Origin of the sequence: Pseudomonas orientalis, assembly GCF_001439815.1 — a bacterium.
GTDB classification, from domain to species: Bacteria; Pseudomonadota; Gammaproteobacteria; order Pseudomonadales; family Pseudomonadaceae; genus Aquipseudomonas; species Aquipseudomonas orientalis.
This window is the reverse complement of record NZ_JYLM01000002.1, coordinates 308,412-331,685: the sequence shown is the minus strand read 5'-3', so window position 1 is coordinate 331,685 and position 23,274 is coordinate 308,412. Positions and strand designations below refer to the sequence as shown.

General features: G+C 60.4%; 21 protein-coding genes. 12 read left to right on the top strand and 9 right to left on the bottom strand.

Annotated elements, in window-relative coordinates; genetic code table 11:
• Window positions 1-12 precede the first annotated feature (12 nt).
• A complete protein-coding gene (locus tag TU82_RS05795) occupies window positions 13-282 on the bottom strand; it encodes a PepSY domain-containing protein (RefSeq protein ID WP_025857288.1) in 270 nt (89 codons plus the stop codon).
• Window positions 283-430: 148 nt separating this feature from the next.
• Between TU82_RS05795 and TU82_RS05790 the strand changes: the two genes are divergently transcribed.
• From TU82_RS05790 to TU82_RS05760, 7 genes are all read left to right on the top strand, one after another.
• Window positions 431-1,426, top strand: a complete 996-nt coding sequence (locus TU82_RS05790) for a FecR family protein (protein ID WP_057722174.1) — start codon at window positions 431-433, stop codon at window positions 1,424-1,426.
• A gap of 299 nt (window positions 1,427-1,725) precedes the next feature.
• Complete coding sequence (locus tag TU82_RS05785; protein WP_057722173.1) at window positions 1,726-2,175, top strand: hypothetical protein; 450 nt, start codon at window positions 1,726-1,728, stop codon at window positions 2,173-2,175.
• Window positions 2,175-2,726 (top strand): hypothetical protein, encoded by a 552-nt coding sequence (locus TU82_RS05780; protein ID WP_057722172.1) that lies wholly within the window; start codon window positions 2,175-2,177, stop codon window positions 2,724-2,726. Before TU82_RS05785 ends, TU82_RS05780 begins: the two co-directional genes overlap by 1 nt.
• Window positions 2,727-2,795: 69 nt before the next feature.
• Window positions 2,796-3,533: a hypothetical protein gene (locus TU82_RS05775; protein ID WP_057722171.1), complete on the top strand. Its 738-nt coding sequence runs from the start codon at window positions 2,796-2,798 to the stop codon at window positions 3,531-3,533.
• 61 nt (window positions 3,534-3,594) lie between these two features.
• Complete coding sequence (locus TU82_RS05770) at window positions 3,595-4,275, top strand: C39 family peptidase (protein WP_057722170.1); 681 nt, start codon at window positions 3,595-3,597, stop codon at window positions 4,273-4,275.
• A 37-nt stretch (window positions 4,276-4,312) separates the two neighbouring features.
• Window positions 4,313-5,056, top strand: coding sequence for a hypothetical protein (locus TU82_RS05765; RefSeq protein WP_057722169.1), 744 nt, complete (start codon window positions 4,313-4,315; stop codon window positions 5,054-5,056).
• Window positions 5,057-5,105: 49 nt separating this feature from the next.
• Window positions 5,106-6,404 carry a hypothetical protein gene (locus TU82_RS05760; RefSeq protein ID WP_057722168.1) on the top strand — a complete coding sequence of 433 codons (1,299 nt, stop codon included), beginning with the start codon at window positions 5,106-5,108 and terminating at the stop codon, window positions 6,402-6,404.
• A 670-nt stretch (window positions 6,405-7,074) separates the two neighbouring features.
• Here TU82_RS05760 and TU82_RS05755 read toward each other — a convergent pair.
• Entirely contained in the window at window positions 7,075-8,400 is a 1,326-nt protein-coding gene (locus tag TU82_RS05755; RefSeq protein WP_057722167.1) for a sigma-54 dependent transcriptional regulator, read from the bottom strand.
• 328 nt (window positions 8,401-8,728) lie between these two features.
• On the opposite strand from TU82_RS05755, the gene TU82_RS05750 reads away from it, so the two are divergent.
• Window positions 8,729-8,989 (top strand): hypothetical protein, encoded by a 261-nt coding sequence (locus tag TU82_RS05750; protein ID WP_057722166.1) that lies wholly within the window; start codon window positions 8,729-8,731, stop codon window positions 8,987-8,989.
• Window positions 8,990-9,043: 54 nt separating this feature from the next.
• Here the strand turns inward: TU82_RS05750 and TU82_RS05745 are convergent, their stop codons facing one another.
• Genes TU82_RS05745 through gnd form a run of 3 tightly spaced genes read right to left on the bottom strand, consistent with a single transcriptional unit; the run spans window position 9,044 to window position 12,368 of the window.
• The gene (locus TU82_RS05745; RefSeq protein ID WP_057722165.1) at window positions 9,044-9,868 is read right to left on the bottom strand and encodes a Cof-type HAD-IIB family hydrolase; all 825 of its coding nucleotides are present in this window, start codon (window positions 9,866-9,868) and stop codon (window positions 9,044-9,046) included.
• Complete coding sequence (gene zwf, locus TU82_RS05740) at window positions 9,865-11,388, bottom strand: glucose-6-phosphate dehydrogenase (protein ID WP_057722164.1); 1,524 nt, start codon at window positions 11,386-11,388, stop codon at window positions 9,865-9,867. Before zwf ends, TU82_RS05745 begins: the two co-directional genes overlap by 4 nt.
• The gene (gnd, locus tag TU82_RS05735) at window positions 11,385-12,368 is read right to left on the bottom strand and encodes a phosphogluconate dehydrogenase (NAD(+)-dependent, decarboxylating) (protein ID WP_057722163.1); all 984 of its coding nucleotides are present in this window, start codon (window positions 12,366-12,368) and stop codon (window positions 11,385-11,387) included. Before gnd ends, zwf begins: the two co-directional genes overlap by 4 nt.
• 259 nt (window positions 12,369-12,627) lie before the next feature.
• Here gnd and TU82_RS28875 point away from each other — a divergent pair, with 259 nt between their 5' ends.
• The 4 genes from TU82_RS28875 (at window position 12,628) to TU82_RS05720 (ending at window position 17,424) form a co-directional block, all read left to right on the top strand.
• A complete protein-coding gene (locus tag TU82_RS28875) occupies window positions 12,628-12,804 on the top strand; it encodes a DUF6026 family protein (RefSeq protein WP_163003427.1) in 177 nt (58 codons plus the stop codon).
• A 154-nt stretch (window positions 12,805-12,958) separates the two neighbouring features.
• Window positions 12,959-14,701 (top strand): phosphoethanolamine transferase CptA, encoded by a 1,743-nt coding sequence (locus tag TU82_RS05730; RefSeq protein WP_057722608.1) that lies wholly within the window; start codon window positions 12,959-12,961, stop codon window positions 14,699-14,701.
• Between the two features lie 129 nt (window positions 14,702-14,830).
• The gene (locus tag TU82_RS05725; RefSeq protein WP_057722162.1) at window positions 14,831-17,068 is read left to right on the top strand and encodes a TonB-dependent siderophore receptor; all 2,238 of its coding nucleotides are present in this window, start codon (window positions 14,831-14,833) and stop codon (window positions 17,066-17,068) included.
• Between the two features lie 143 nt (window positions 17,069-17,211).
• Window positions 17,212-17,424 (top strand): hypothetical protein, encoded by a 213-nt coding sequence (locus TU82_RS05720; RefSeq protein WP_057722161.1) that lies wholly within the window; start codon window positions 17,212-17,214, stop codon window positions 17,422-17,424.
• A gap of 195 nt (window positions 17,425-17,619) precedes the next feature.
• Here the strand turns inward: TU82_RS05720 and TU82_RS05715 are convergent, their stop codons facing one another.
• The 4 genes from TU82_RS05715 to TU82_RS05700 all read right to left on the bottom strand — a co-directional run bounded on the left by TU82_RS05715 (window position 17,620) and on the right by TU82_RS05700 (window position 23,267).
• Entirely contained in the window at window positions 17,620-18,111 is a 492-nt protein-coding gene (locus TU82_RS05715; RefSeq protein ID WP_057722160.1) for a GNAT family N-acetyltransferase, read from the bottom strand.
• Between the two features lie 160 nt (window positions 18,112-18,271).
• Window positions 18,272-19,381 (bottom strand): cell division protein ZapE, encoded by a 1,110-nt coding sequence (gene zapE, locus TU82_RS05710; RefSeq protein ID WP_057722159.1) that lies wholly within the window; start codon window positions 19,379-19,381, stop codon window positions 18,272-18,274.
• A gap of 49 nt (window positions 19,382-19,430) precedes the next feature.
• Window positions 19,431-21,719: a 5-methyltetrahydropteroyltriglutamate--homocysteine S-methyltransferase gene (gene metE / locus TU82_RS05705; RefSeq protein WP_057722158.1), complete on the bottom strand. Its 2,289-nt coding sequence runs from the start codon at window positions 21,717-21,719 to the stop codon at window positions 19,431-19,433.
• Between the two features lie 714 nt (window positions 21,720-22,433).
• A complete protein-coding gene (locus tag TU82_RS05700; protein ID WP_057722157.1) occupies window positions 22,434-23,267 on the bottom strand; it encodes a phosphodiesterase in 834 nt (277 codons plus the stop codon).
• Window positions 23,268-23,274 lie beyond the last annotated feature (7 nt).

The window sequence follows — 23,274 nt, the reverse complement described above, 5'->3', positions numbered from 1 at the left end:
CCAGCGGGCGGGTCAGTCTTTCTGATCGCGCAGGATATTGCCGGAAGCGCCGTCGATGCGAGCTTCATAGACGGTACCGTCGGATTTGCGGCCTTTGACTTCCCAATAGCCATTGTCATCGGCTTCGGCGGCATACACTTCGATATAGCCCGCCTTGGTCTTCGCCACCTCGATAGCTTTTTCAATGGTAATCCAGCCCGCACCCGGCTTGTCTGCCAGGGCAGCGCCGGCGCTCAGCAAGGCGGTGGTGGCACACAGGGCAACTAAGGTTTTCTTCAACATGTTGGTACTCCATGGTTGCTGACAGGTTAATTCCTGAATTTTTAGGCGCGCTCAAACAAGAATAAGTTCCAATTGATGTGCAATCGCCATGATGCTGTTCTCGCCGCGTGCTTCAGAAGGTTAGAATGCGGGAAATCAGGATGAGTCAATGAGCGAACAGTCCCTTTCAGAAGCCGAGTACGACGCCATTACCGACGCCGCCGCGCATTGGTGCATGCGCCTGCATGCCGCGGATTGCTCGGCCGCCGAGCGTCAGGCATTTGAAACATGGCACGACGCTCACCCGCTGCACGCTTTCGAATATGCGGCGATGCTGGAAATCTGGGACGTGGCCGATCATCTGCCGCGCGACACGCCGGCACCGGTCAGGTTGCCATACAAGCCGCGCAAGCGCTGGCGCACCTACGCGGTCGCCGCCGCCATCTGCCTGGGCGCCTTGCCATTGGCCGCCTTTACCGGCTGGGAAGCCGGCTGGTTGCCCAGCGCCTACAAACACTACGTAGCGACCAATGGCTTGCGCAAGGTCACCCTCGGCGATGGCAGCCAGGTGGAGTTGAACCTGGGCACCGAGCTGGTCTACAGCAATTACAAGGACCGGCGTCAGGTCAGCCTGAAAAAGGGTGAAGCGTTTTTCAAGGTCACCCATGACGGCGATCATCCCTTTATCGTGCAGGCTGGCGAGGGCCAGGTGCGAGTGACGGGCACCCAGTTCAATGTCTGGACCTATGCGGACCAGGTGCGGGTGATGCTGCTTGAAGGTTCGGTGCAGATCGCCAGCGACTCGGTGCATGGCAGCGTGCCGCTGACCCCGGGGATGCAGGCCAGTTACCAACGGGGCGACGCCACCCCACGCGTGGCGGCGATCAAGCCAGATGACACGGCCCTGGCATGGCGCACGGGCAAACTGGTGCTCGATAACCTGGCCTTGGCCGATGCGCTGCCGCTGATCAACCGCTACCTGGACAAACCCGCGATGCTGGCGGACGCGGGCACCGGGAGCATTCGCATTGGCGGTATTTACAACCTCAGCGAAGTCAACAACCTCATCCCCTCCCTGCCCAAGGTACTGCCGGTCTACCTGACCCAGAATCAGGACGGCAACCCGGTACTCAACGCCATTCCGCGTAAAACCCCCAAGGACTGAGCCTGCGCCGGCCGCGCGACCTGTCCACTTTTGAAACACCCTACTGTCTTGAATCGCCCAGCAGGGACGGATTCATCGTTTTGTCATGGACACTGTTTCATCACTGATACAACGGGCGCGAGCGTCCGGGCATACGGCGCCGCGCGAAGACTGTTTCATGGATGAAACACCGCAGCCGACGAAGCCGCCGGCGAAAACCTCAACCTCATGAATCCACAGGAAAAATAAAAACCGGCACGCCTTCTGCTCTGTCCCTGACAACGCTGTTCAGGGTCAGCGTGAATAAAAGGACTGCCGCCGTGAACACATTCACTCATGCCTCGATAAACGCACTGCTGATCAGTTGCGTGCTCAGTGCCGGCGCCTGCCTGCCGAGTCATGCGGATGATGGCGTGATCGTGACCGGGCGCACCGTACAAGGTCATATGTATGGGCGCATCTCCCGCCCCGACCCCTACCCCAACACCGCCAACGCCAACCCCAGCAAAGAAGTGATCAGCGCCATTTCCGGCGAACTCAGCGATGTGGACATCGGCGGCATCAGCAGCGGTTCGAGCCTTGCGCGCTCGGTGCAGCCCAACGGCAATCTGTCGGGCCTGGGCGCCACGCAAACCGGCATGTCGACCCTGGGCAGCGGTACAAGCGCCGGCCACGGTTCAGGCAGTGCCATGGGCGGGCAGATCAGCGATTCGATCCAGCGCGGCATGGCGCCCTTGAACAACCTCGGCAGCATGCTGGGGGGCAAGTGATGAGGCGCGTGCTGTTGATATGCGCCCTGCTGGGCAGCGCATCAAGCCCGGCTGACGACACCGCCATGATCGATAGCAGCGGGCAACAGTACCAGGGCGTCTTGTCGATCAACCAGGCGGCCGGCAACCGGCAACAAATGTCCAACAGCCGCGCCATTGTCCTCGGTGGCCAGGCCACCACCGTCAACATCCAGAAGCTCGACGGCAACGTCGACCCGTCCTTGAACGCCAAGGCGGCGATCCTGGGCACCTCCTTTACCAGCGGCAACGGCGTACTGGGCATCAACCAGTCGGCCGGGGCCAATAACCAATCGATCAATGCGGTGCGGATCAGCGTCAATCCTGGCCCGCAAAGCATCGATGACAGCGTCCTGTTGCAACAGAACACGACGACGCTGGCAACCGACTCAGGGTCCACCTCCACCACTGGCAGCCGCCAGGTCGTGACCAGCGACCAGGCCTTCACCGGCAGCCGAGGAGTGATTCAGGTGAACCAGAGTGCCGGGGTGGGGAACCGAGTGGCTAACACCCTGGGTATCACTATCAAGTAACTGCTTGATAGGCGTTCGTTAGACCGTACCAACACTTAACCCAACTAATTAGAAGCAAGGAGAAACACCATGAAACCTCAAATGGCGCTCAAACCATTGGTTTTCGCTCTCGCCGCGCTTATGGCTGCGGCAGCTCAAGCGGGTGGTGGCTGGCATCCAGCCCCTCAACCCACCGGTACCGTCGCCGCTGTCGTCACTGATGTGCAAAAAAGCGAACACAACAAATTCGACGACAGCAACACCGAAAACAACGCCTCGGCCGACAATTCGGTCACCGGCAACAGCGGTAACGTGGGCGTCAACGTACAGTCGGGCTCGGGCAACCAGGCGGATAACGCGGGCGCCATCTCCAGTGCCAAAGGCGACTTTGCCAGCGTGTTCGCCGTGATCGATGTGGATCAAGCCAGCACCAATAACAACCTCATCAACAAAGGCACGCAAAACAACGCCTCCCTGGACAGCTCCGTCAACGGCAACTCCGGCAACGTGGGTTACAACGGCCAGGCCGGTCAAGGCAACCAGGGTAAAAACAACCTGGCGATCACCACCGCTGACGGCAAGAACATCGCTGCCGCCTCCAACACCGAGCAGAACTCGCTCAACAACAGCTACCTCAACACCGCCGTCAGCAGCCATGGCTACGGCAAGCCCCAATACGTGTCCAACAACGCAAGCCTCGACAACTCGGTCAACCGCAACTCCGGCAACGTGGGTGTGAACCTGCAATCCGGCGCGGGCAACCAGGGCAGCAACAGCCTGTCGATCGGTCAAGGTTGCAGCGTCTGCAGCAGCGGCGTGCGCTTCTGATCCAACGGGGCCTTGGCAACAAGGCCCTTTTTTATTCCAGTGTCCAACAGGTCAGTCGATCATGCGCCTCGCGACCCTCACCCTCCTGATGGTGCTCACCGGCCCCGCCTGGGCAGGCACCATGGCGATCTCCGCCATGCCCGGCGGTGCGGTGATTTTCAAGAAGGTCGAGAGCATCCGTGAACGCCGGTTCGCCAATCTGGTGGAACAGAAAACCGATTTCAGCTGTGGCGCCGCGGCGCTCGCCACCATCCTGCGCCAGGCCTATTGGCTGGACGTCGACGAAGACCACATCATCAAAGGCATGCTGGTCACCGCCGACCAGGACCTGGTGCGTACCCAGGGTTTTTCCATGCTGGACATGAAGCGCTACCTCGAAAGCATCGGCATGCGCGCCCGGGGCTACAAGATCGCCCCGGACACCCTGGTCACCGTGAAAATCCCGGTGGTGGTGCTGCTGGAAATCCGTGGCTACAAGCACTTCGTGGTGATGCAGCGGGCCGACAAGGACTGGGTGTATGTCGGCGACCCGGTGCTGGGCCATAAGCGCTATTCGCGGGACGATTTCGTCAAAGGTTGGAATGGCATCGTCTTCGCCGTATTGGGTGAAGGCTACGACAAGGCCAATGTGTTGCTCGACCCGCCTGCGCCGCTGACCGCCAAAAACCAGTTGAACGAGTTCCGGCCCGTAGGCGACGCCGAGCTGATGGATTTCGGTTTTATCCAGAGCGACTTCTTCTAGAAGCGCAATAAGGGGCAGGACGCCCCAGGAGCAAAAGATGAACACGTCCCGTTGGCTGACGGTTGTGTGTCTGGCAGCCTCGATGCCCGCTTATGCTTCGTCGGGTTTCAAGCCGATCGAACTCAATGATGCGCAAATGGCCGAGCTGCGTGGCCGCTATGTGATGCCGGGGCGAATCATCAGCTTCGGCATCGTCATGAGCAGTACCTGGACCAATGCCGTGGGTGACAGCATTACCGGCAAGGCCAGCATGCAGCTGGACAAGACCACCCTCACGCCGCAGTTCTACGTGCAAACCTCCGGTGCGGCAGGTTCCGGAACGCCCACTACCGGCAGCGGCAACGTGACCGGCGGCGCCGGCCTCGGCAGTGGCCAGGGCGTGATCCAGAGCGTACGCACCGCCGGTGATGGCAACACCGCCTACAACAATGTCGGCATCAACGTCACCCAAAACGGCTTTGCGCCTGCCAATGCCGTGCAGTCCGGACAGGTATTGGTGGCCGGCGGCACCGTCACCGGCGACAGCCAGGCCGGTCATGTCAGCGTGTCGGCCAACCATGGCGGCCTGCAGATGGCCATCCAGGCCAACCACAACCAGGGCACAAGCCTGCAGCAGATCGGCGGCGGGAATGTGCTGCAGGGGACGGTTCTGACCGGCAATACCAACTTCGTCAACAACATGACCCAACTCAACGTCGTGATGAACAATAACGGTCTGAACAACGGCGCGTTGAACTGCAATCTGGACCAGCTCAAAGGCCTACGCACGCTCGGTTATTGAACTACGCTGCCCCTCGACACTTACGCATTGAAAAAGGACGACTTATTTCATGCATCGATCGTTATCGCTCCGCGCGGTGGTCTGTTTAAGTACCCTCTTGCCCGCATCCGTGTTGTATGCCGCGCCGGATGCCGATATCGAAACCCTCAAGCAGGAACTCCTGGAACTCAAGCAACGCTACGACGTGCAGCAAAAGGCCCTGGCCGTGCTGGAACAACGTGTACGCCAGGTGGAAGATCAACCGGCCGCGCCGGAACCCAGGCGCCTGGCCAAATCCCCCGCCGACTTCAAGAAAGGCGCTACGAGCGTCGCAGGCACCGGTGCGGCGGCGTCAGGGGGCGCGGGAGGCGGCGGCAGTTCCTACGGCCAGTCGCTCAAGGACGACTCGGCCCCTGCACAAAGCGTCAGTAACCTCTACAACGAAGCCAGCGGCTTTTTCGGCAATGGCAAGTTCAGCGTCGAGACCGGCATCACCTATGCCCGCTACGACGCGCGCCAACTGACCCTCAACGGCTTCCTGGCGCTGGACTCGATCTTCCTCGGCAACATCAACCTGGACCGAATCAAGTCCGACAGTTGGACCCTGGACCTGACCGGCCGCTACAACCTCGATAACCGTTGGCAGTTCGACCTCAACGTGCCGGTGGTCTACCGCGAATCGACCTATCAGTCCGGCGGCGCCGGCAACGATGCCACGGCCACCTCCGAAGCTTCGGTGACCCGCGACCCCACCATCGGCGACGTCAACTTCGGCGTGGCGTACAAATTCCTCGATGAAACCCCTACCCTGCCGGATGCCGTGGTGTCGGTGCGGGTGAAGGCGCCTACGGGCAAAGAGCCATTTGGCATCAAACTGGTCAAACAACCCAACAACGACAACCTCTACCTGCCCGAAAGCCTGCCGACGGGCAACGGCGTGTGGTCGGTCACACCGGGCATCTCCCTGGTCAAGACCTTCGACCCTGCGGTGTTGTTCGGCTCGCTGTCGTACACCCACAACTTCGAAGACTCGTTCGATGACATCAGCAGTGAGGTCAACCAGAAGGTGGGGGGCAAGGTGCGCCTGGGCGACAGCTTCCAGTTCGGTGTCGGCGTAGCCTTTGCCTTGAACGAAAAAATGAGCATGTCGTTCTCGGTGTCCGACCTGGTGCAGCGCAAAAGCAAGCTCAAGCCGGACGGCGGCGACTGGCAATCGGTGGTCTCCAGCGATGCGAATGCGGGCTACTTCAACGTCGGCATGACCATTGCCGCGTCGGACAACCTGACCATCGTGCCGAACCTGGCGATCGGGATGACCGATGACGCGCCGGACTTTACGTTCAGTCTGAAATTTCCGTATTACTTCTGATCGAGAGGCGAGCGCTTTTAAATGTGGGGTTTGCCCTAATGCCAATCAGTTAAGGCTTTTTCTAGGAGCGAGGGGGGCGCCTAGCTCTTGCTCGCGAAAAACTCACAGACACCGCGTCCATTCAGGAAGCACGCGTTATCGTTGACGTTTTTCGCGAGCAAGCTCGCTCCTACAGAGGCGTGTACGCTTAACTGACTGGTATTAGGGCTTGCCTCCGATGAGCAGGTATCTACACAACTCTGTAGCGCTCAACCGTAACCACGATGCGAAGCGAGTCGCTCTTGATCTTGATCTTGATCTTAGGCGCCCCGTTAAACCACGCTGGCCGAACGCAGGCTTGAATCCGTGGGTAACCCGGCAGGACGCCGGGTTAGCCGCACTGGGCCATGGATGGCCCATTGCGGCGGCCCACGGATTCAAGCCTGCGTTCGGGCACACCGAGCCCAAGCGAGGTGCCGAGTGGTGGGGCAAGAGCGTTTTGCTTACTTTTGACTGGGCCGGCATTCCGGCTTTTCAAAAGTGAGCCGCCGTAAGGGCGGAACCCTAAGTGGCCGTGACCTAAATAATGGATATGTACTCGGTCTGATCCAAGATACTGGCTGGCTCTGAGGCCGTCATCGGGGGCAAGCCTCCTCCCACATTTTGATTTGCATGCACCCTTTGAAAAAACCTAGCGGATCTGGTGTTTGTGCAGCAACCGGTAGAACGTCGGCCGGGAAACGCCCAGCACCCGGGCCGCGATACTCAGGTTGTCGCTGTGCCGGTGAAGTACGTCGCACAGCGCCTGACGTTCGGCGCGGTGCTTGTAATCTTCCAGCGTCGCCATCGGCGGCGACACAGCCTGCGGGCCTTGCAATCCCAGGTCAGCCGCCTCGATCTGGCGCCCTTCGGCCAGGACCAGGCCACGCCGCACACGGTTGGCCAGTTCACGCACATTACCCGGCCACGGGTGTTGTCCCATCGCCACCAAGGCCGCCTCGCTGAAGCTGCGCGGGCGGCGGCCGGTTTCCTGGCTATAGAAACGCGAAAAGTGATTGGCCAGCATCGCCACGTCGCCATGGCGTTCACGCAAGGGCGCGGTAACGACTTGCAGCACGTTCAGCCGGTAATACAGGTCCTCGCGAAAGGTGCCCTTTTCGACGGCGGCCTCAAGGTCAACGTGGGTCGCGGCCAGCACCCGCACATCCACCGGGATGGGCTGGCTGCCGCCGACGCGCTCGATCTGTTTCTCCTGGAGAAACCGCAACAGGTTGGCTTGCAGCTCCATCGGCAGATCGCCGATTTCATCGAGGAACAGCGTCCCACCATGGGCGGCCTCGATGCGTCCGACCTTGCGCTGATGCGCACCGGTAAAGGCGCCCTTTTCATGGCCGAAGAGTTCCGACTGGATCAGGTGTTCAGGAATCGCACCACAGTTGATCGCCACGAACGGCCTGGCGTGTCGCTGGGATTGCCGGTGCAGCGTCTTGGCCACCAGTTCCTTGCCGGTGCCGCTGTCTCCGCGAATCAGTACCGGCGATTCAGTGGGCGCCAACTTCGCCAACAATTTGCGCAGTTCGCGAATGGGCCGGCTGTCGCCCAGCAGCTCATGCCCGGGCCCACCCACCGGGGTGTGACCCTTGCCGCGCAGGCGCGCCATGCCAAAGGCGCGCCCCAGGGTGACCTGCACCCGCGACACATCGAACGGCAAGGTGTGGAAGTCAAAAAACCATTCGCAGACGAAATCCCCGACGTTCTGCAGGCGCAGTACATCCTGGCTGAGTACGGCGATCCATTCGGTGCCGCTACGGCCAATCAGCTCCTTGACCGCTTCGGGACGTTCCAGATGACAGGGCTGCAACCGCAGCAGGCCCACATCGCAGGAACGCTCGCCCACGGCTTCCAGGGCACAGCTGTCGACTTCCCAGCCAACCGTACGCAAGCCGGGCAGTAACCCGTGGCAGTCCTCACAGGGGTCGACCACCAGCAGGCGGCGTTGCGCAGGCGTCACAAGCATGACTATTCCTTGGCGTCAGTTTTATTTAATAGAAACAATCATTTATAGATACCGAATAGAAACATATCAAAATATTGACGCCGCGCTTGTACCCTTTCGCTATAACCGCGAGCCAAAAACCATCAACTCGTAAAAAGTTGTCCGTTTGCCAAACGTTAGTTCCGCTTTCAAAACAGCCGCTTACATGACGCCCGTCAGGGAAAGTTAAAATTTATCGCTCTAGCATGTGACCCGCCCCCCACCATCGTGCATCAGTACAAGTAACCCGCCGCACGGTCAGCCCAACCGCCGGTATTCACTTGAATGGGCATAGAGAGAGACGACACACATGAACGCTCCGCTGCGCATCAACGAAGCTCTTTTGATTGCAGACCGTGCTTTCCAGCCCTTCCAGTGCGTGGCCTGGCACGATGGTCATGGCGCCCTCAGCCTGAGCGTCATCGACCGCACCAATACGCGTATCGGCAGCAAACAGCTGTCCTCGACCACTTACACAGACCCGGCGCAATTGGAAGACTTGCTGTTGCAGGCACGTGCCGAGCTCGACAAAGATGGCCATCAGTTGCAGCAGTGGGCAATGCCCAAGTAAGTCAAGAGGGTAACTTCCGATCACTGCGTTACAGTGATCGGAAGTTGAGCTTACTTATCGCACGTTGAGAATAAAGCGCTCGAACGCTTCGGCGGCGCCGTCATCGACATTGCTGCCGGTGACCACGCTGGCCTGACGCTTGACGGTTTCTTCGGCCTGGCCCATGGCAATCGATAAACCGGCCACATGAAACATCGCCGGGTCGTTGCCGCCGTCACCAATGGCCGCCGTCTGTTCCAGCGGCACCCCAAGGTGCGCCGCCAGAGTCTTCAAGGCTTCGCCTTTATTGGCCAGCATCGCTGTCACATCCAGATAAACCGGTTGCGAACGTGAGACCTGGGCCAGGCCCTGTACCTTGGGATGTAACCGCGCTTCCAGCTCCACCAGCAACTGGGTGTTATTGCTCGCGGCGACGATCTTGTCGACCCGGTCCAGGTAGGGCTCGAAACTTTCCACCACTATCGGCCCATACCCCAGACCGTCAGCTTCGCGCTGCGCCATCGGCCCCGGCGGGTCACGGCGCAGCCAGTCGCCGTCGGCGAATACCCAGACTTCCACGTCAGGCTCGGCCGAGAACAGCGCCAATGTCACTAACGCCGCTTCCGCCGGCAGATGGTGCGCCACCAGGATGCTGCCATCCGGGTTGATCAACGTACCGCCGTTGAAACCCGCCACCGGCACGTCGATCCCGAAGGTCTCGATCAAGTGCATCATGGCCTTGGGCGGGCGCCCGCTGGCCAGGCTGAAAAGCACCCCCGCCTCACGCAACGCGCGAACCGCATCGGCCGTGCGCTGGCTGAGACTGTGATCCGGATGCAGCAATGTGCCGTCCACGTCACTGAGGATAAAACGGATGGGATGAATCGCTGCATCACTCATCCGAGGCTGTGCCAGGTACGGCCATCACGGGCCAGCAATGCGTCCGCCGCCGCCGGGCCATCTTCGCCGGCCTTGTAGGCCTGGATACCGTCGTCTTCCTTCCACGCATCCAGGAACGGCTGCACCGCACGCCAGCCGTTCTCGATGTTGTCGGCACGCTGGAACAGGGTCTGGTCGCCGGTCATGCAGTCGTAGATCAAGGTTTCGTAGCCCGTCGACGGCTGCATCTCGAAGAAGTCCTTATAGTCGAACCCCAACTCGATATTGGCCATCTCCAGGGTCGGCCCGGGCTTTTTGGCCAGCAGGTCGAACCACATGCCTTCGTTCGGCTGGATCTGGATCTTCAGGTACGTGGGCTTGAGTTCATCGACGTCGGTGTCGCGAAACTGCGCGTAAGGCGCCTGCTTGAAGCAGATCACAATCTCGGTGTCGCGGATGCTCATGCGTTTTCCGGTACGCAAGTAAAACGGCACGCCGACCCAGCGCCAGTTGTCGATCATCACTTTCAGCGCGACAAAGGTCTCGGTGCTGCTGTCAGGCGCGACATTGGCTTCTTCGCGATAGCCCGGCAGTTGCTTGCCGGCGATTTCACCGGCGGTGTACTGCCCGCGCACGGAGTTGGCTCGCGCATCTTCCAGGGACCAGGGCCGAATTGCACCGACCACCTTGGCCTTCTCTCCGCGCACCGCGTCGGCACCGAAGGCCGCCGGAGGCTCCATGGCGACCATGGCCAGCAACTGGAACAGGTGATTGGGCACCATGTCCCGCAGCGTGCCGGTTTTCTCAAAGAAATTGCCACGGGTTTCCACGCCGACGGTTTCAGCGGCGGTGATTTGCACGTGATCGATGTAATGATTGTTCCAGAACGCTTCGAACAACACGTTGGAAAAACGACTGATCAGGATGTTCTGCACCGTTTCCTTGCCCAGGTAATGGTCGATGCGATAGATCTGCTTCTCGCTCATCACCTTGAGCAGGCACGCGTTCAAGGCTTCTGCGGTGGCCAGGTCGGAGCCGAAGGGCTTTTCGATGACCACGCGGCGAAAGCCTTCGTCAGTTTCGCTCAACAAGCCGGCGCTGCCCAGGCGTTGCACCACGTCACTGAAAAAGCGCGGCGCAGTGGCGAGGTAGAACACCGCATTGGCGGTGCCGCTGTCGGCAATTTTCTGCGCGATAGCCGCGTAGGTGCTGTCGTCGAGGAAGTCGCCCTCGACGTAGCTGATGCCCTTGGCCAACTGGGCCCATAACTGCGGGTCCAGGGCATTTTCGGCGTTGCCGCGCACTTTGCCGGCAGCCTCGGTGCGAATGAAGTCCTCGAGTTTCTTGGCAAAGTCGGCGTCGCTGATAGCGTTGTGATCAACGCCGACGATGCGCAGGCCATCGCCCAGCAGCCCGTCGCGACTCAGGTTGTACAGCGCCGGCATCAGCAGGCGCTTGACCAGGTCGCCATGGGCGCCAAACAGAAACAGCGTGGTCGGTGGAGCGGGTTCGGCCTTGGGTTTCTTGCCGTTGGCGGTCATTTTTTGGAAGTCTCCACGTGGCCGCCAAAGCCGAAGCGCATGGCCGACAGCATTTTGTCACCGTAGGTGCTCTGCTGGCGCGAACGGAAACGCGCGAACAGCGACGTCGACAGTACCGGCACCGGCACCGCCTGCTCCATGGCCGCTTCGATGGTCCAACGACCTTCGCCGCTGTCCGCCACGGAACCGGAATAGCCGTCCAGCTTCGGATCGGTCGCCAGGGCATCGGCGGTCAGGTCCAGCAGCCACGACGACACGACACTGCCACGGCGCCAGACTTCGGCAATGTCGGCCACGTTCAGGTCAAAGCGCTGGTCTTCGGGCAGGTTGTCCGAGTTCTTGGTCTTGAGGATGTCAAAACCTTCGGCAAATGCCTGCATCATCCCGTATTCAATGCCGTTGTGGATCATCTTGACGAAGTGACCGGAGCCCGCCGGGCCGGCATGGATGTAACCCTGTTCGGCACGCGGGTCGGCGGCGGCCGAACGGTCCTTGGTCCGCGGGATGCTGCCGATGCCAGGTGCCAGGCTCTTGAAGATCGGATCAAGGCGCTGCACGGTTTCCACGTCGCCACCGATCATCATGCAGTAGCCGCGTTCCAGCCCCCACACGCCGCCGGAAGTGCCGACGTCGACGTAGTGCAGGCCTTTTTCCGCCAGGGCCTTGCCGCGACGCACGTCGTCCTTGTAATTGGTGTTGCCGCCATCGATGATCACGTCACCGCTTTCCAGCAGCCCGCTGAGTTCATTGATGGTGTCTTCGGTCGGCGCGCCCGCCGGCAACATCACCCACACGGCGCGAGGCTTTTGCAGGCCGGCCACCAGGGCTTTCAAGTCGGCGACGCCGGTGGCGCCCTCCTCGCTCAGGCCTTTGACAAAGGCTTCGTTACGGTCATATACAACGGTGGTATGCCCATTGAGCATCAGGCGCCGCGCAATGTTACCGCCCATGCGGCCTAGTCCGATAATCCCCAGTTGCATGTGCTGATGCTCCTAACTGCTAAAAAATGTGTGACATAGTTTATAGCGCAATGAGGCTAATGAGGGTTAGTCCAGAGCGGATCCGTGTAGTTTCATGGCAAAAAAGTTGCCATCACTTCAGCATCACGGCGGCAAAAGTCACACGACCATCAAAAATAAAAAAGTTCCCTTGATGTGAAAAAGAATTCAAACTTGTCCCGACTGCTGCCGCTCACCTGTTTCGGCGGCGCGATCTACCCGGCTATTTGCGAGGCAAGCAATGAGCACAGCACAGATGACCCGACCGCCACAGACCCTCTACGTCAGCATCCGCCGCGATGAATTGCGCCAGTTGAAAGACGAGCGCGATCAGTTGCAACAGGAAGTCCTGCGCCTGCGTTCGCACCTCCAGGCCCAGCTCGAACTGCCGTCCGGCGCCAAGCCCGCGCTCTGCTGAATGCCTTTGGTTAGTTTGTAAGGCAATACCTACAGAAAACTCACAAAGTTTTCACACGCTTGTCCCGATACTCCCGCCCGCGATGCCGCTCATGTTCTGAGCGGCCCGATGTTGCGCGCCTGTGCGCAACGATCATTTTCTGATGGGGCGCTGGATGGCGATGTTCAAACGCAGCACGACGACTGCGAAAGGTTTTGATTGGGCTGGCCTTGGCTGGTTATTCCTGTTTTTCTGGTATTTCTCGGGTATTACCCAACTCCTTATCCAACTGACCGGTACGTCCGGCTTCAGTGGTTTCCGCCAGGCATTCTTCATGAGTGCGCTGTGGCTGGCGCCGATGCTGCTGTTCCCCCGGCAAACGCGGGTGCTTGCCGCCGTGATCGGCGTGGTGCTGTGGGCCTGTTCCATGGCCAGCCTGGGTTACTTCTTCATTTACCAGCAGGAATTTTCCCAGAGCGTGATCTTCATCATGTTCGAGTCGAACATTTCTGAAGCGGGCGAATACGCCACCCAGTACTTTGCCTGGTGGATCGTGCTGGCGTTCCTTGCCCACACCGCCTTCGCGGTGTTCCTCTGGACACGCCTGCGCCCGGTGTACTTGCCCCGCGGCCAGTCGATCGTCGCGGCCATCGCCATCGTATTGGCGGTGGTCGGCTACCCGCTGGTCAAGCAGATCGCCACCAGCGACACGATGGAACAGGCCATCGACCGCTTCGAAACCCGGATAGAACCGGCCGTGCCGTGGCAGATGATCGTTGCCTACCGCCGTTACACCGAACAGCTGGACAACATGCAAGGCATGCTGACCAGTGCCAGCCAGATTCCGCCCTTGAAGAACCTCAAGGACAGCATGGCCGGCCAGCCCTCCACCCTGGTGCTGGTGATCGGCGAGTCCACCAACCGCCAGCGCATGAGCCTCTATGGCTACCCGCGCAATACCACGCCGGAACTGGACAAGCTGCGCGACCAACTGGCGGTGTTCGACAACGTCATCACCCCGCGCCCCTACACCATCGAAGCGTTGCAGCAGGTGCTGACCTTCGCCGACGAAGAAAACCCGGACCTGTACCTCAAGACGCCGTCGATCGTCAGCGTGATGAAACAGGCCGGCTACAAGACGTTCTGGATCACCAACCAGCAGACCATGACCAAGCGCAACACCATGCTCACGACCTTTTCCGAACAGGCCGACGAGCAGGTGTACCTGAACAACAACCGCAACCAGAACGCCCGCCAATACGACGGCGACGTACTGGCGCCGTTTTCCAAGGCCCTGGCCGATACCGCCGAACGCAAGTTCATCGTGGTGCACTTGCTGGGCACGCACATGAGCTACCAGTACCGCTATCCGCAGACATTCGACAAGTTCACCGATCGCCAGGGTGTGCCGCCGGGCGTCAGCGACGCGCAGTTGCCGACCTATAACAGCTACGACAACGCGGTGCTGTACAACGACTTCGTGGTGTCGAGCCTGATCAAGGACTACGCCAAGACCGATCCCAACGGCTTTTTGCTGTACCTGTCGGACCACGGCGAAGACGTGTTCGACTCGGCCGGCCACGACACCCTGGGCCGCAACGAAGGCAAGCCGACCGCGCCGATGTACACCATTCCGTTCATGGCCTACGCCTCACCCAAGTGGCGCGAAAGCCACGACTGGAGCTTCGCCGGCGACCTGCAGCGGCCTTACAGCAGCTCGCAGCTGATCCACACCTGGGCGGACCTGGCCGGTTTGAGTTTCGATGAACTGGACCACAGCAAAAGCCTGGTCAGCGACAGCTTCAAGCCGCGCCCCTTGCTGATCGGCAACCCCTACGAGACCAAGCAGAAAGCCTTAATCGATTTCAGTTTGATCAAACCGAAAAAGGCCGACAGCACCGACGTGGTGGTCAAGTAACCGAGAGGCTTGAAACACAAAGATAACAATCATTCTCGTTTAAACCTAAAGTTCCGCCCCTCCTTTCGTCTTTGAGCCATACCCGCCCCTTTTCGGGGCGGCCTCAGAGACGACAAGGAGTTTGCCGCGATGCTCGCGCCTTTTACCCGTTCCATCAGCGTTACCCTGGGCCTGTTCAGCCTTGCGCTAAGCCCTGAACTGCTGGCCGAAACCGACCCTGAACAAGCCCCCTCCAGCGCCCTCGAACTGGGCGCTACCCGCGTGACCGCCGAAGGCCTGGGCACGACCACCGAGCACACCGGCGCCTACACTACAGGCTCGATGAACACCGCCACGCGCCTGAACCTGTCCGTCAAGGAAACCCCGCAATCGATCTCGGTGATCACACGCCAACAGATGGATGATTTCAATCTCAACACCCTGACCGAGGTGTTGCGCCAGACCACCGGCATCAACGTCCAGCACAATGACTCGGATCGCGTGTCCTATACCTCCCGTGGCTACGGCATCAACAACTTCCAGATTGACGGGATGCTCAACACCTTCGGCTTCATGAAGAGCGACGCCGATACCATCATCTACGACCGTATCGAAGTGGTGCGCGGCGCCACCGGCCTGACCACCGGCGCGGGCGACCCCTCGGCCACCGTCAACATGGTACGCAAGCGCCCTACCGCCCAATGGCAGGCGAATACCGGGATCAGCGGCGCCACCCATGACAACTACTACAGCTATCTCGACGTCGGTGGCCCGCTGGCCTTCGACGGCAGGCTGCGCGGGCGCAGCGTACTGGCCTACCGTGACAGCAAGTCCTTTCGCGACAACTATGCACTGCAACGCGCGGTCGGCTACGGCATTCTCGAGGGCGACCTGTCCGACGACACCGTGCTGGCCGTAGGTTTTGATTACCAGGACAAACAGGTACAAGGCACGTCCTGGGGCACCGTACCCTACTGGAACAGCCAGGGCGGCAAGGCCGGGCTGTCGCGCTCCACCAATATGGCCGCGCACTGGAGTTCCTGGCCACTGACCGACAAGACCACCTTCGCCACCCTCGATCATCGCCTCGGCGGCGACTGGCACCTGAAGGCCGCCTACACCCATCGCCAGAGCGATACCGATGGCAAGGTGTACTACGGCGGCGCAGGTTTCCCCAATGCCGACCGCAGCGGCATGACCGCCTGGGCCAGCCATATGCGCGGCACGTCGAGAATGGAAGCCATCGACCTCAACCTGGCCGGCAGCTACGCCCTGCTGGGCCGCGAACATCAGCTGATGATGGGCTACGGCGAAGCGGCGCAACGGGACAGTTCGCCCTTCATGCGCAGCAATCTGCCCAAAGGCTACTACACCATCGAGGACTGGAAGCACATGGGCGGTATCGGCAAGTTCACCGATGACGTCACCGACCTCAAGGGCGAGCACAGCAAGAAACAACAGAAGGCCGGCTACCTCGCCACGCGCCTGAGCCTGACTGACCGTCTGCATGCCGTTCTCGGCAGCCGCTATGGCAGTTGGGAGCTGGAAAGCGCCACACCCCAATACGACGCCAACGATCAACTGACCGCATCGGGCAAAACCGGCCAGACCCATAACGGTATGTGGACGCCCTACGCCGGGCTGCTGTACGACATCACGCCGCAGTACACCGTCTACGCGAGCTACACCGACATCTTCAAGCCGCAAAGCACGAGGGACGTCAACAAGAAGTACCTGGAGCCGGTGGTGGGCAGCAACTATGAGATCGGCCTCAAGGGCAGCGTGCTCAACGAGCGACTGAACCTGGCGGCCGCGTATTTCTGGAGCACCCAGGACAACGTCGCCGAACGCGATGACTCGGTGCCGCCCAACCCGGCCACCGGCGAGGAGTTCTACAAGTCCGGCGGCAAGGGCAACAAGGTCAAGGGTTTCGAGCTGGAGGCGGCCGGGGAAATTGCACCGGACTGGAACCTGACCGCAGGCTACACCTACACCCACTCGGTGAACGGCGCAGGCCAGCGCAACAATACCGGCCAGCCGTTGAACCTGCTGAAACTATCCAGCGCTTACCGCCTGCCGGGGGCCTGGCGCAACCTGACCGTGGGCGGCGCGGTAAATTGGCAGAGCGATATCTTTGACTTTGGCGATCGGCCCACGGGCGTACGCGATGACAAAGGCAACTTGATCACCACGCGGGCAAAGATCGAGCAACAGGGCTACACCGTGGTCAACCTGATGTCGCGCTACCAGTTCGACGAACAGCTGACGGCATCGATTAACGTCAATAACCTGTTTGACAAGAAATACTACGAGCGCGTCGGTTTTTATAATGGCGTGTATTGGGGCGATCCACGCTCGATCACACTGGCACTTGACTGGAGGCTATAACGCCCTGCCCTGCGAAGTTAACAAAAACGTTAACTTCGCAGGTGAGTTCCGTTAATTCCCACTTAATAGGATAACGCCATAGTCGCCCCACGATCTGATCATGGAGTGACCGGACACCTATCACTCTTAATGGGAACACTGCAATGAAACTCTCGACACTGATGCTTGCCAGCCTGATGACCCTGACCTCCGCCGCCGCCTTTGCCGAGGGCGGTTCAGAGCGTTCGAAAGAGTTCTATAACAACTTCAGCTTCATTCAGGAAACCACCCACGGCAAGGCCGAACAGCAAGTTGTGTCCGCCGATGGCAAATCGGTTAAAGCCACCACTGCCGAACCCGCTCAACCCAACAGTTGATTTAATGCTGAGTTAATCCGCAAGTACCCTGTGCCAATCCGCTCCTTTGGCAAAGGTTTATTGGGCGCCATTCAATGGCGCCTTTTTTTGCAGTGCTTTTATTACAGTGACTTGTTGTTTGATCGTTCCCACGCTCCGCGTCACCATTACGCGAGTGCAGTTTTTTCATCATCGCGCCTTTTTTCAGCGTTGTTATTAAAGTGACTTGTTCCAGAACAACATGCGGCCATGGGCGGGATCAAATACCGAGTGGTCAAAACCGAACTTGCGATAGGCCGACTGTGCCGGCGCATTGCCTTCAAGCACTTCCAGAGTGATCTTGCAGCAACCGCGCTGCCGGGCGATTTCCTCGACCTTCTGCAGCATCTTCTGACTCAAGCCCAAGCCACGAAACTGTTGCGCCACCACCACATCGTGGACGTTGACCAAGGGCCGGCAGGCGAACGTCGAAAACCCCTCGAAGCAATTGACCAGCCCGGCCGGCACACCCCCAACGAATGCCAGCACACTGAATGCATGGGGGCGCTTGGCCAGTTCCGCAGGCAGTTGCTGCAACAGATCGGCCGGCAAGCTGTGGCCGCCGCCCATCGGGTCTTCAGCATAGTGGTTGAGCAGCGAACCGATGGCCTCGGCGTGCACGGCGTTGGTGTAGCTGGCTTGCAGCACCAGGATGTCTGGGGTGTCCATTTCCTTCCTCGATAACGACAACCAGGGAACCGATTCCCTTTGAGAGGGCAATTGTAAGCATGGAGTCGGCAGTAGATGAAGGCGATTAACGACAAATGTCTGACAGAAAACGCACAGGTTGCGGGCATCCAAAGCCCCAAGCGGGGTGATCCCGGGGCTCTCAAGCACCGAAGCGCAGCAGCTGCATTTCGCGCAAGCGGCTCAAGGTGCGGCGAAAAGGAAACGCCAGGTAGCCTTCGGTGTAGAGACTTTCCAGTGGCACCTGGGCCTCAATGAACAACGGCACTTTGCGGTCGTAGCATTCATCCACCAACGCGATAAAACGTCGCACGCTGTCATCGTGCCTGGACAACTCCGGCAACTGGCGATCCCCCGCGTCCACGCGCTCGACGCCGTCTTCGGTGCCACGGGCAATACGACCGGGGCGCTGTTGTGCGCTCAGGTTGGGCACCTCCCCCAGCAGAATGGCCTTGAAGCGATCGCACAGCAGCATGAAATCAATCGCGGCCAGGGGTTGTTCGCAGAGTTCGGCGTAGCGGCACCACAGCACCGCGTCGCTGGCCTGTACCGCCGTAATCGTGCGATGCCCCACGTCCACCCGCTTCCCATGGCCGACGGTTTGCCCGTCGCTCAGCTGTTTGAACACCGGGGCCAGCGCATCAGGTTGGTTCACCCAGTAGCGCTGCAGGCCAATGCCGGGATGCAGGCGATGATCCTCGCCGCCGTCCACCGCCACCACCTGCATATGCCGCCTGATCGCCTCGATACCCGGCAGGAAGCGCTCACGGTTGAAACCTTCGGCGTACAGCTGCTCGGGGGGTTGATTGGAGGTACAGACCATCACCACGCCTTCCTCGAACATCACCTGAAACAGGCGACCAAGAATGATTGCGTCACCGATGTCATTGACGAACAACTCGTCGAAGCACAGCACGCGCACGTCCCGGCTCAGTTCCCGGGCCACCGCCTGCAGCGGGTCCCGGGTGCCGGTGAGCTGAAACGAACGCTGGTGCACCCAACCCATGAAGTGATGAAAATGCTGGCGGCGTGCGGGCACGCGCAGGCTTTGATGGAACTGGTCCATCAGCCAGGTCTTGCCGCGCCCCACCGGCCCCCACAGGTAAACACCCGCAATCGGCGAACCGCCCAGATGCAACGCCTGATGACAGGTTTGCAAGGCCTGCACCGCACGGCGCTGAGCGTCGTCGGGCACGAAGCCTTGCTGGGCGATAGCGTGTTGATAAGCGGCGAGCGGCGAGTCGAAAGTCATGGGCGCAGTATGCCGTACAACGCAAACGTCTACCGCGCAATCTTGGCCCTCAGCCCAGTTCCGCACGCAGTTGGCGCGCCGCCGCCACCATGTGAATCAACGCCGCTTGCGTCTCCGGCCAGCCACGGGTTTTCAGGCCGCAATCGGGATTGACCCACAATCGCTCGGCCGGAATCCGCTTGGCCGCCTTGCGCAGCAAGTCAACCATCTGCGCCACTTCCGGCACCCGTGGCGAGTGGATGTCGTAGACGCCAGGGCCGATGTCGTTGGGATAAGCAAAGGCTTCGAACGCATCCAGCAACGCCATGTCCGAGCGCGAAGTTTCAATGGTGATGACGTCGGCATCCAGCGCCGCAATGGATTCGATCACATCGTTGAACTCGCTGTAGCACATGTGAGTGTGGATCTGGGTCTCGTCACGCACGCCGCAGGCGCACAGGCGAAACGCTTCGGTGGCCCAGTCCAGGTAATGCGGCCACTGCGCCTGACGCAAGGGCAAGCCTTCGCGGAACGCGGCCTCGTCGATCTGCATGATCCGAATGCCGGCGGCTTCCAGATCCAGCACTTCGTCACGCAGCGCCAGGGCCAGTTGCCGGGCCTGCACCTCGCGGCTCACGTCTTCGCGTGGGAACGACCACATCAGCATGGTCACCGGGCCGGTCAGCATGCCCTTGAGCACCTTGTGCGTGAGGCCCTGTGCATAGCGAATCCACTCCACTGTCATTGCTTTCGGCCGACTCAGGTCACCATAGATCAGCGCCGGTTTCACACAGCGCGAACCGTAGCTCTGCACCCAGCCGAAACGGGTGAACGCGTAGCCGTCCAATTGCTCGGCGAAGTATTCGACCATGTCGTTGCGCTCCGCTTCACCGTGTACCAGCACATCCAGGCCGAGGTTTTCCTGCACCTCGACCGCGTGCCGGATCTCGCTGTGCATCGCCTCGACGTATTCGGCTTCGCTCAACTTGCCGGCCTTGTAGGACTGGCGCGCCAGGCGGATCGACGCGGTTTGCGGGAAAGAACCGATGGTAGTGGTGGGAAACAGCGGCAGGTCGAGGCCGGCCCGTTGTTTCTCGATACGTTGGGCAAAAGGCGACTCGCGCTGACTGTCGTGAGGGCTGATAGCGGCAACGCGTGCTTGCACGGCGGGCTTTTGGATACGTGGCGAAGCGGCGCGCGCAACCTGTACCGCACGGCTGTGGGCCAGCGCGGCCAGCACCTCCGGCGTCTCGGGCTGGTCGACGGCCCGGGCCAGTACCGCGACTTCCGCGCACTTTTGCAAGGCAAAGGCCAGCCAGCTTTTCAGCTCGGCGTCCAACTGGTCTTCACGCTCAAGATCCACCGGGCTGTGCAGCAGTGAGCAGGACGGCGCGACCCACAAGCGATCACCGAGTTTTTCCTGGGCATGCTGCAACGTCGCCAGGGCTTTTTCCAAGTCGCAACGCCATACGTTACGGCCATTGACCACGCCCAGGGACAGCACTTTATAAGCCGGCAGACGATCAAGAATGGTCGGGTATTGCTCCGGCGCCCGCACCAGGTCGATGTGCAGGCCGTCGACCGGTAGATTGGCGGCCAGGCCGAGGTTTTCTTCCAGGCCACCGAAGTAAGTGGCCACCAGCTTTTTCAGCGGGTCACGCTGGATCAGGTTATAGGCGCGCTCAAACGCATTCTTCCACGCCTGCGGCAAATCCAGCACCAGGATCGGCTCATCGATCTGCACCCATTCCACGCCCAGCTCGGCCAAACGCTGGAAGATCTGGCCGTACAACGGCAGCAGGCGGTCGAGCAGGTCGAGCTTGTCGAAATCGCCACCCTTGGCCTTGCCCAGCCACAGGTACGTCAGCGGGCCGATCACCACCGGCTTGACGGTGTGCCCGAGGTCGAGGGCTTCCTGGACTTCCTCGAACAACTGCTCCCAGCCCAGGTGGAATTGCTGATCGACGCTGAACTCCGGCACCAGGTAGTGATAGTTGGTATCGAACCACTTGGTCATTTCCTGGGCGTGAGCGCCGGCGCAGCACGTGTCGCTGACGCCACGGGCCATGCCGAACAATGTCTGCAACGTGGCCTGGCCGTCGGCCGGGCGGAAACGCTCCGGAATCACGCCGAACATCAGCGAGTGGGTCAGTACCTGGTCGTACCAGGCGAAATCACCGGCGGGCAGCAACTCGATGCCGGCCTGTTTTTGCAGGTCCCAATGGGCCTTGCGCAAGTCACGCCCCACGGCGCGCAAACCGGCTTCGTCAAGCTCACCCTTCCAGAACGCTTCCTGCGCTTTTTTCAATTCACGGTCGCGTCCGATGCGCGGGAATCCGAGGGAATGAGCGACTGCCATGACTGTTATCTCCAATGTCGGTATCTATGGCGGTCATTGTCGGGAGATGGCGATAATGAGACAAACTCATTTTTCTTTAGATGAATACAAAATTCATTCATACAGCAACGCAGCGCCCACCCGTAACGTCTGATCCAACATCCTGGTCGGCTCGGAGGCCGCCATCGGGGGCAAGCCCCCTCCCACATTTGGACCGGGGTCGACACAAAATACCGGTCGGCTCTAAGGCCGCCGCGCTTTTGATCTCAGGCGCCCCGTTAAACCACGCTGGCCGAACGCAGGCTTGAATCCGTGGGCAACCCGGCAGGACGCCGGGTTAGCCGCACTGGGCCAGGGATGGCCCATTGCGGCGGCCCACGGATTCAAGCCTGCGTTCGGGCACACCGAGCATGAGCGAGGTGCCGAGTGGTGGGGCGAGGACCTTTTGGTTACTTTTGGGTCCCTCCAAAAGTGACCCGCTGTAAGAGCGGAACCGCCAGAAGCCGTTACCGCAGAAACGGATATGTACTCGGTCTGATCCAATATTCTGACCGATCCTGAAGCCGCCATCGGGGGCAAGCCCCCCTCCCACATTTGGATCTCGGAGCGTCAGGTAGATAGGCGAAGGCTGTCCGGCCGTCACGGGAGCAAGCTCCCTCGCCACAGGTGCGGCGCCGCACCCTAGTTGTGGGATACCTGTGCCCCCACAGTGATTACATCAGCAGAATCGAAACCTCAGTCAATCAACCCATGAGCGTCATAGAACGGATACGGCCCGGGGTAATCCCCGAACACGCCGTTGTGGCTGATCAAACCCTGTTGCGCGTCCCAGCGATGCAACAAATAACCGGCCGGCTCCAAGTTGAAATGCGCGGGCGCCGCGTCCTGCAAATCCAGCACGATCTGGTGAGACGTGCCGGGGCAGACACAACTGAGGCTGCCGCCGAAACGGCGCTGCATCGGACGGTGCAAATGGCCGCATAACAGGCGTTCCACCTGCGGATGGCGCGCAACCACACGCTCCAGGGCGGCGGCATTGATAAACGGCTCGCGGTCCATATGGCCGATGCCGCTGATGAACGGCGGGTGATGCAGGATCAACAAGGTCGGCGCCTGCGGGCGCAGCGCCAGTTGCTCATCGAGCCACTGCAATTGGCTGTCCAGCAACTGCCCGCCATGGCTGCCGGGGATGGTGGAGTCGAGGCCGATCAGGCGCAGCGGATGGGTGTCAACAACCCAGTCCAGCGGGGCCTCTGCCGATAACGGCAAGTAGGCATGATCACGGAACGCATCCAGCAACGGTCCACGCGTGTCGTGGTTGCCGGGCACCAGGTAGCACGGCATGTGCAAGCGCGCGAGTTCAGGGTGCAGCACGGCGTATTCATCGGCACGGCCGAAGTCCACGAGGTCGCCGCTGATCACCACGATGTCAGGCCGTGGATGGCTGGCGTTCAGATGGTCGACGGCGCGGCGCAGCGCGCCCAGGGTGTCCACCACGCCATAGGTGAGGCGCTGGCCGGCTTTGAGGTGCAGGTCGCTGATCTGGGCGACGAGAAACGGACGATTCACAGTGGAT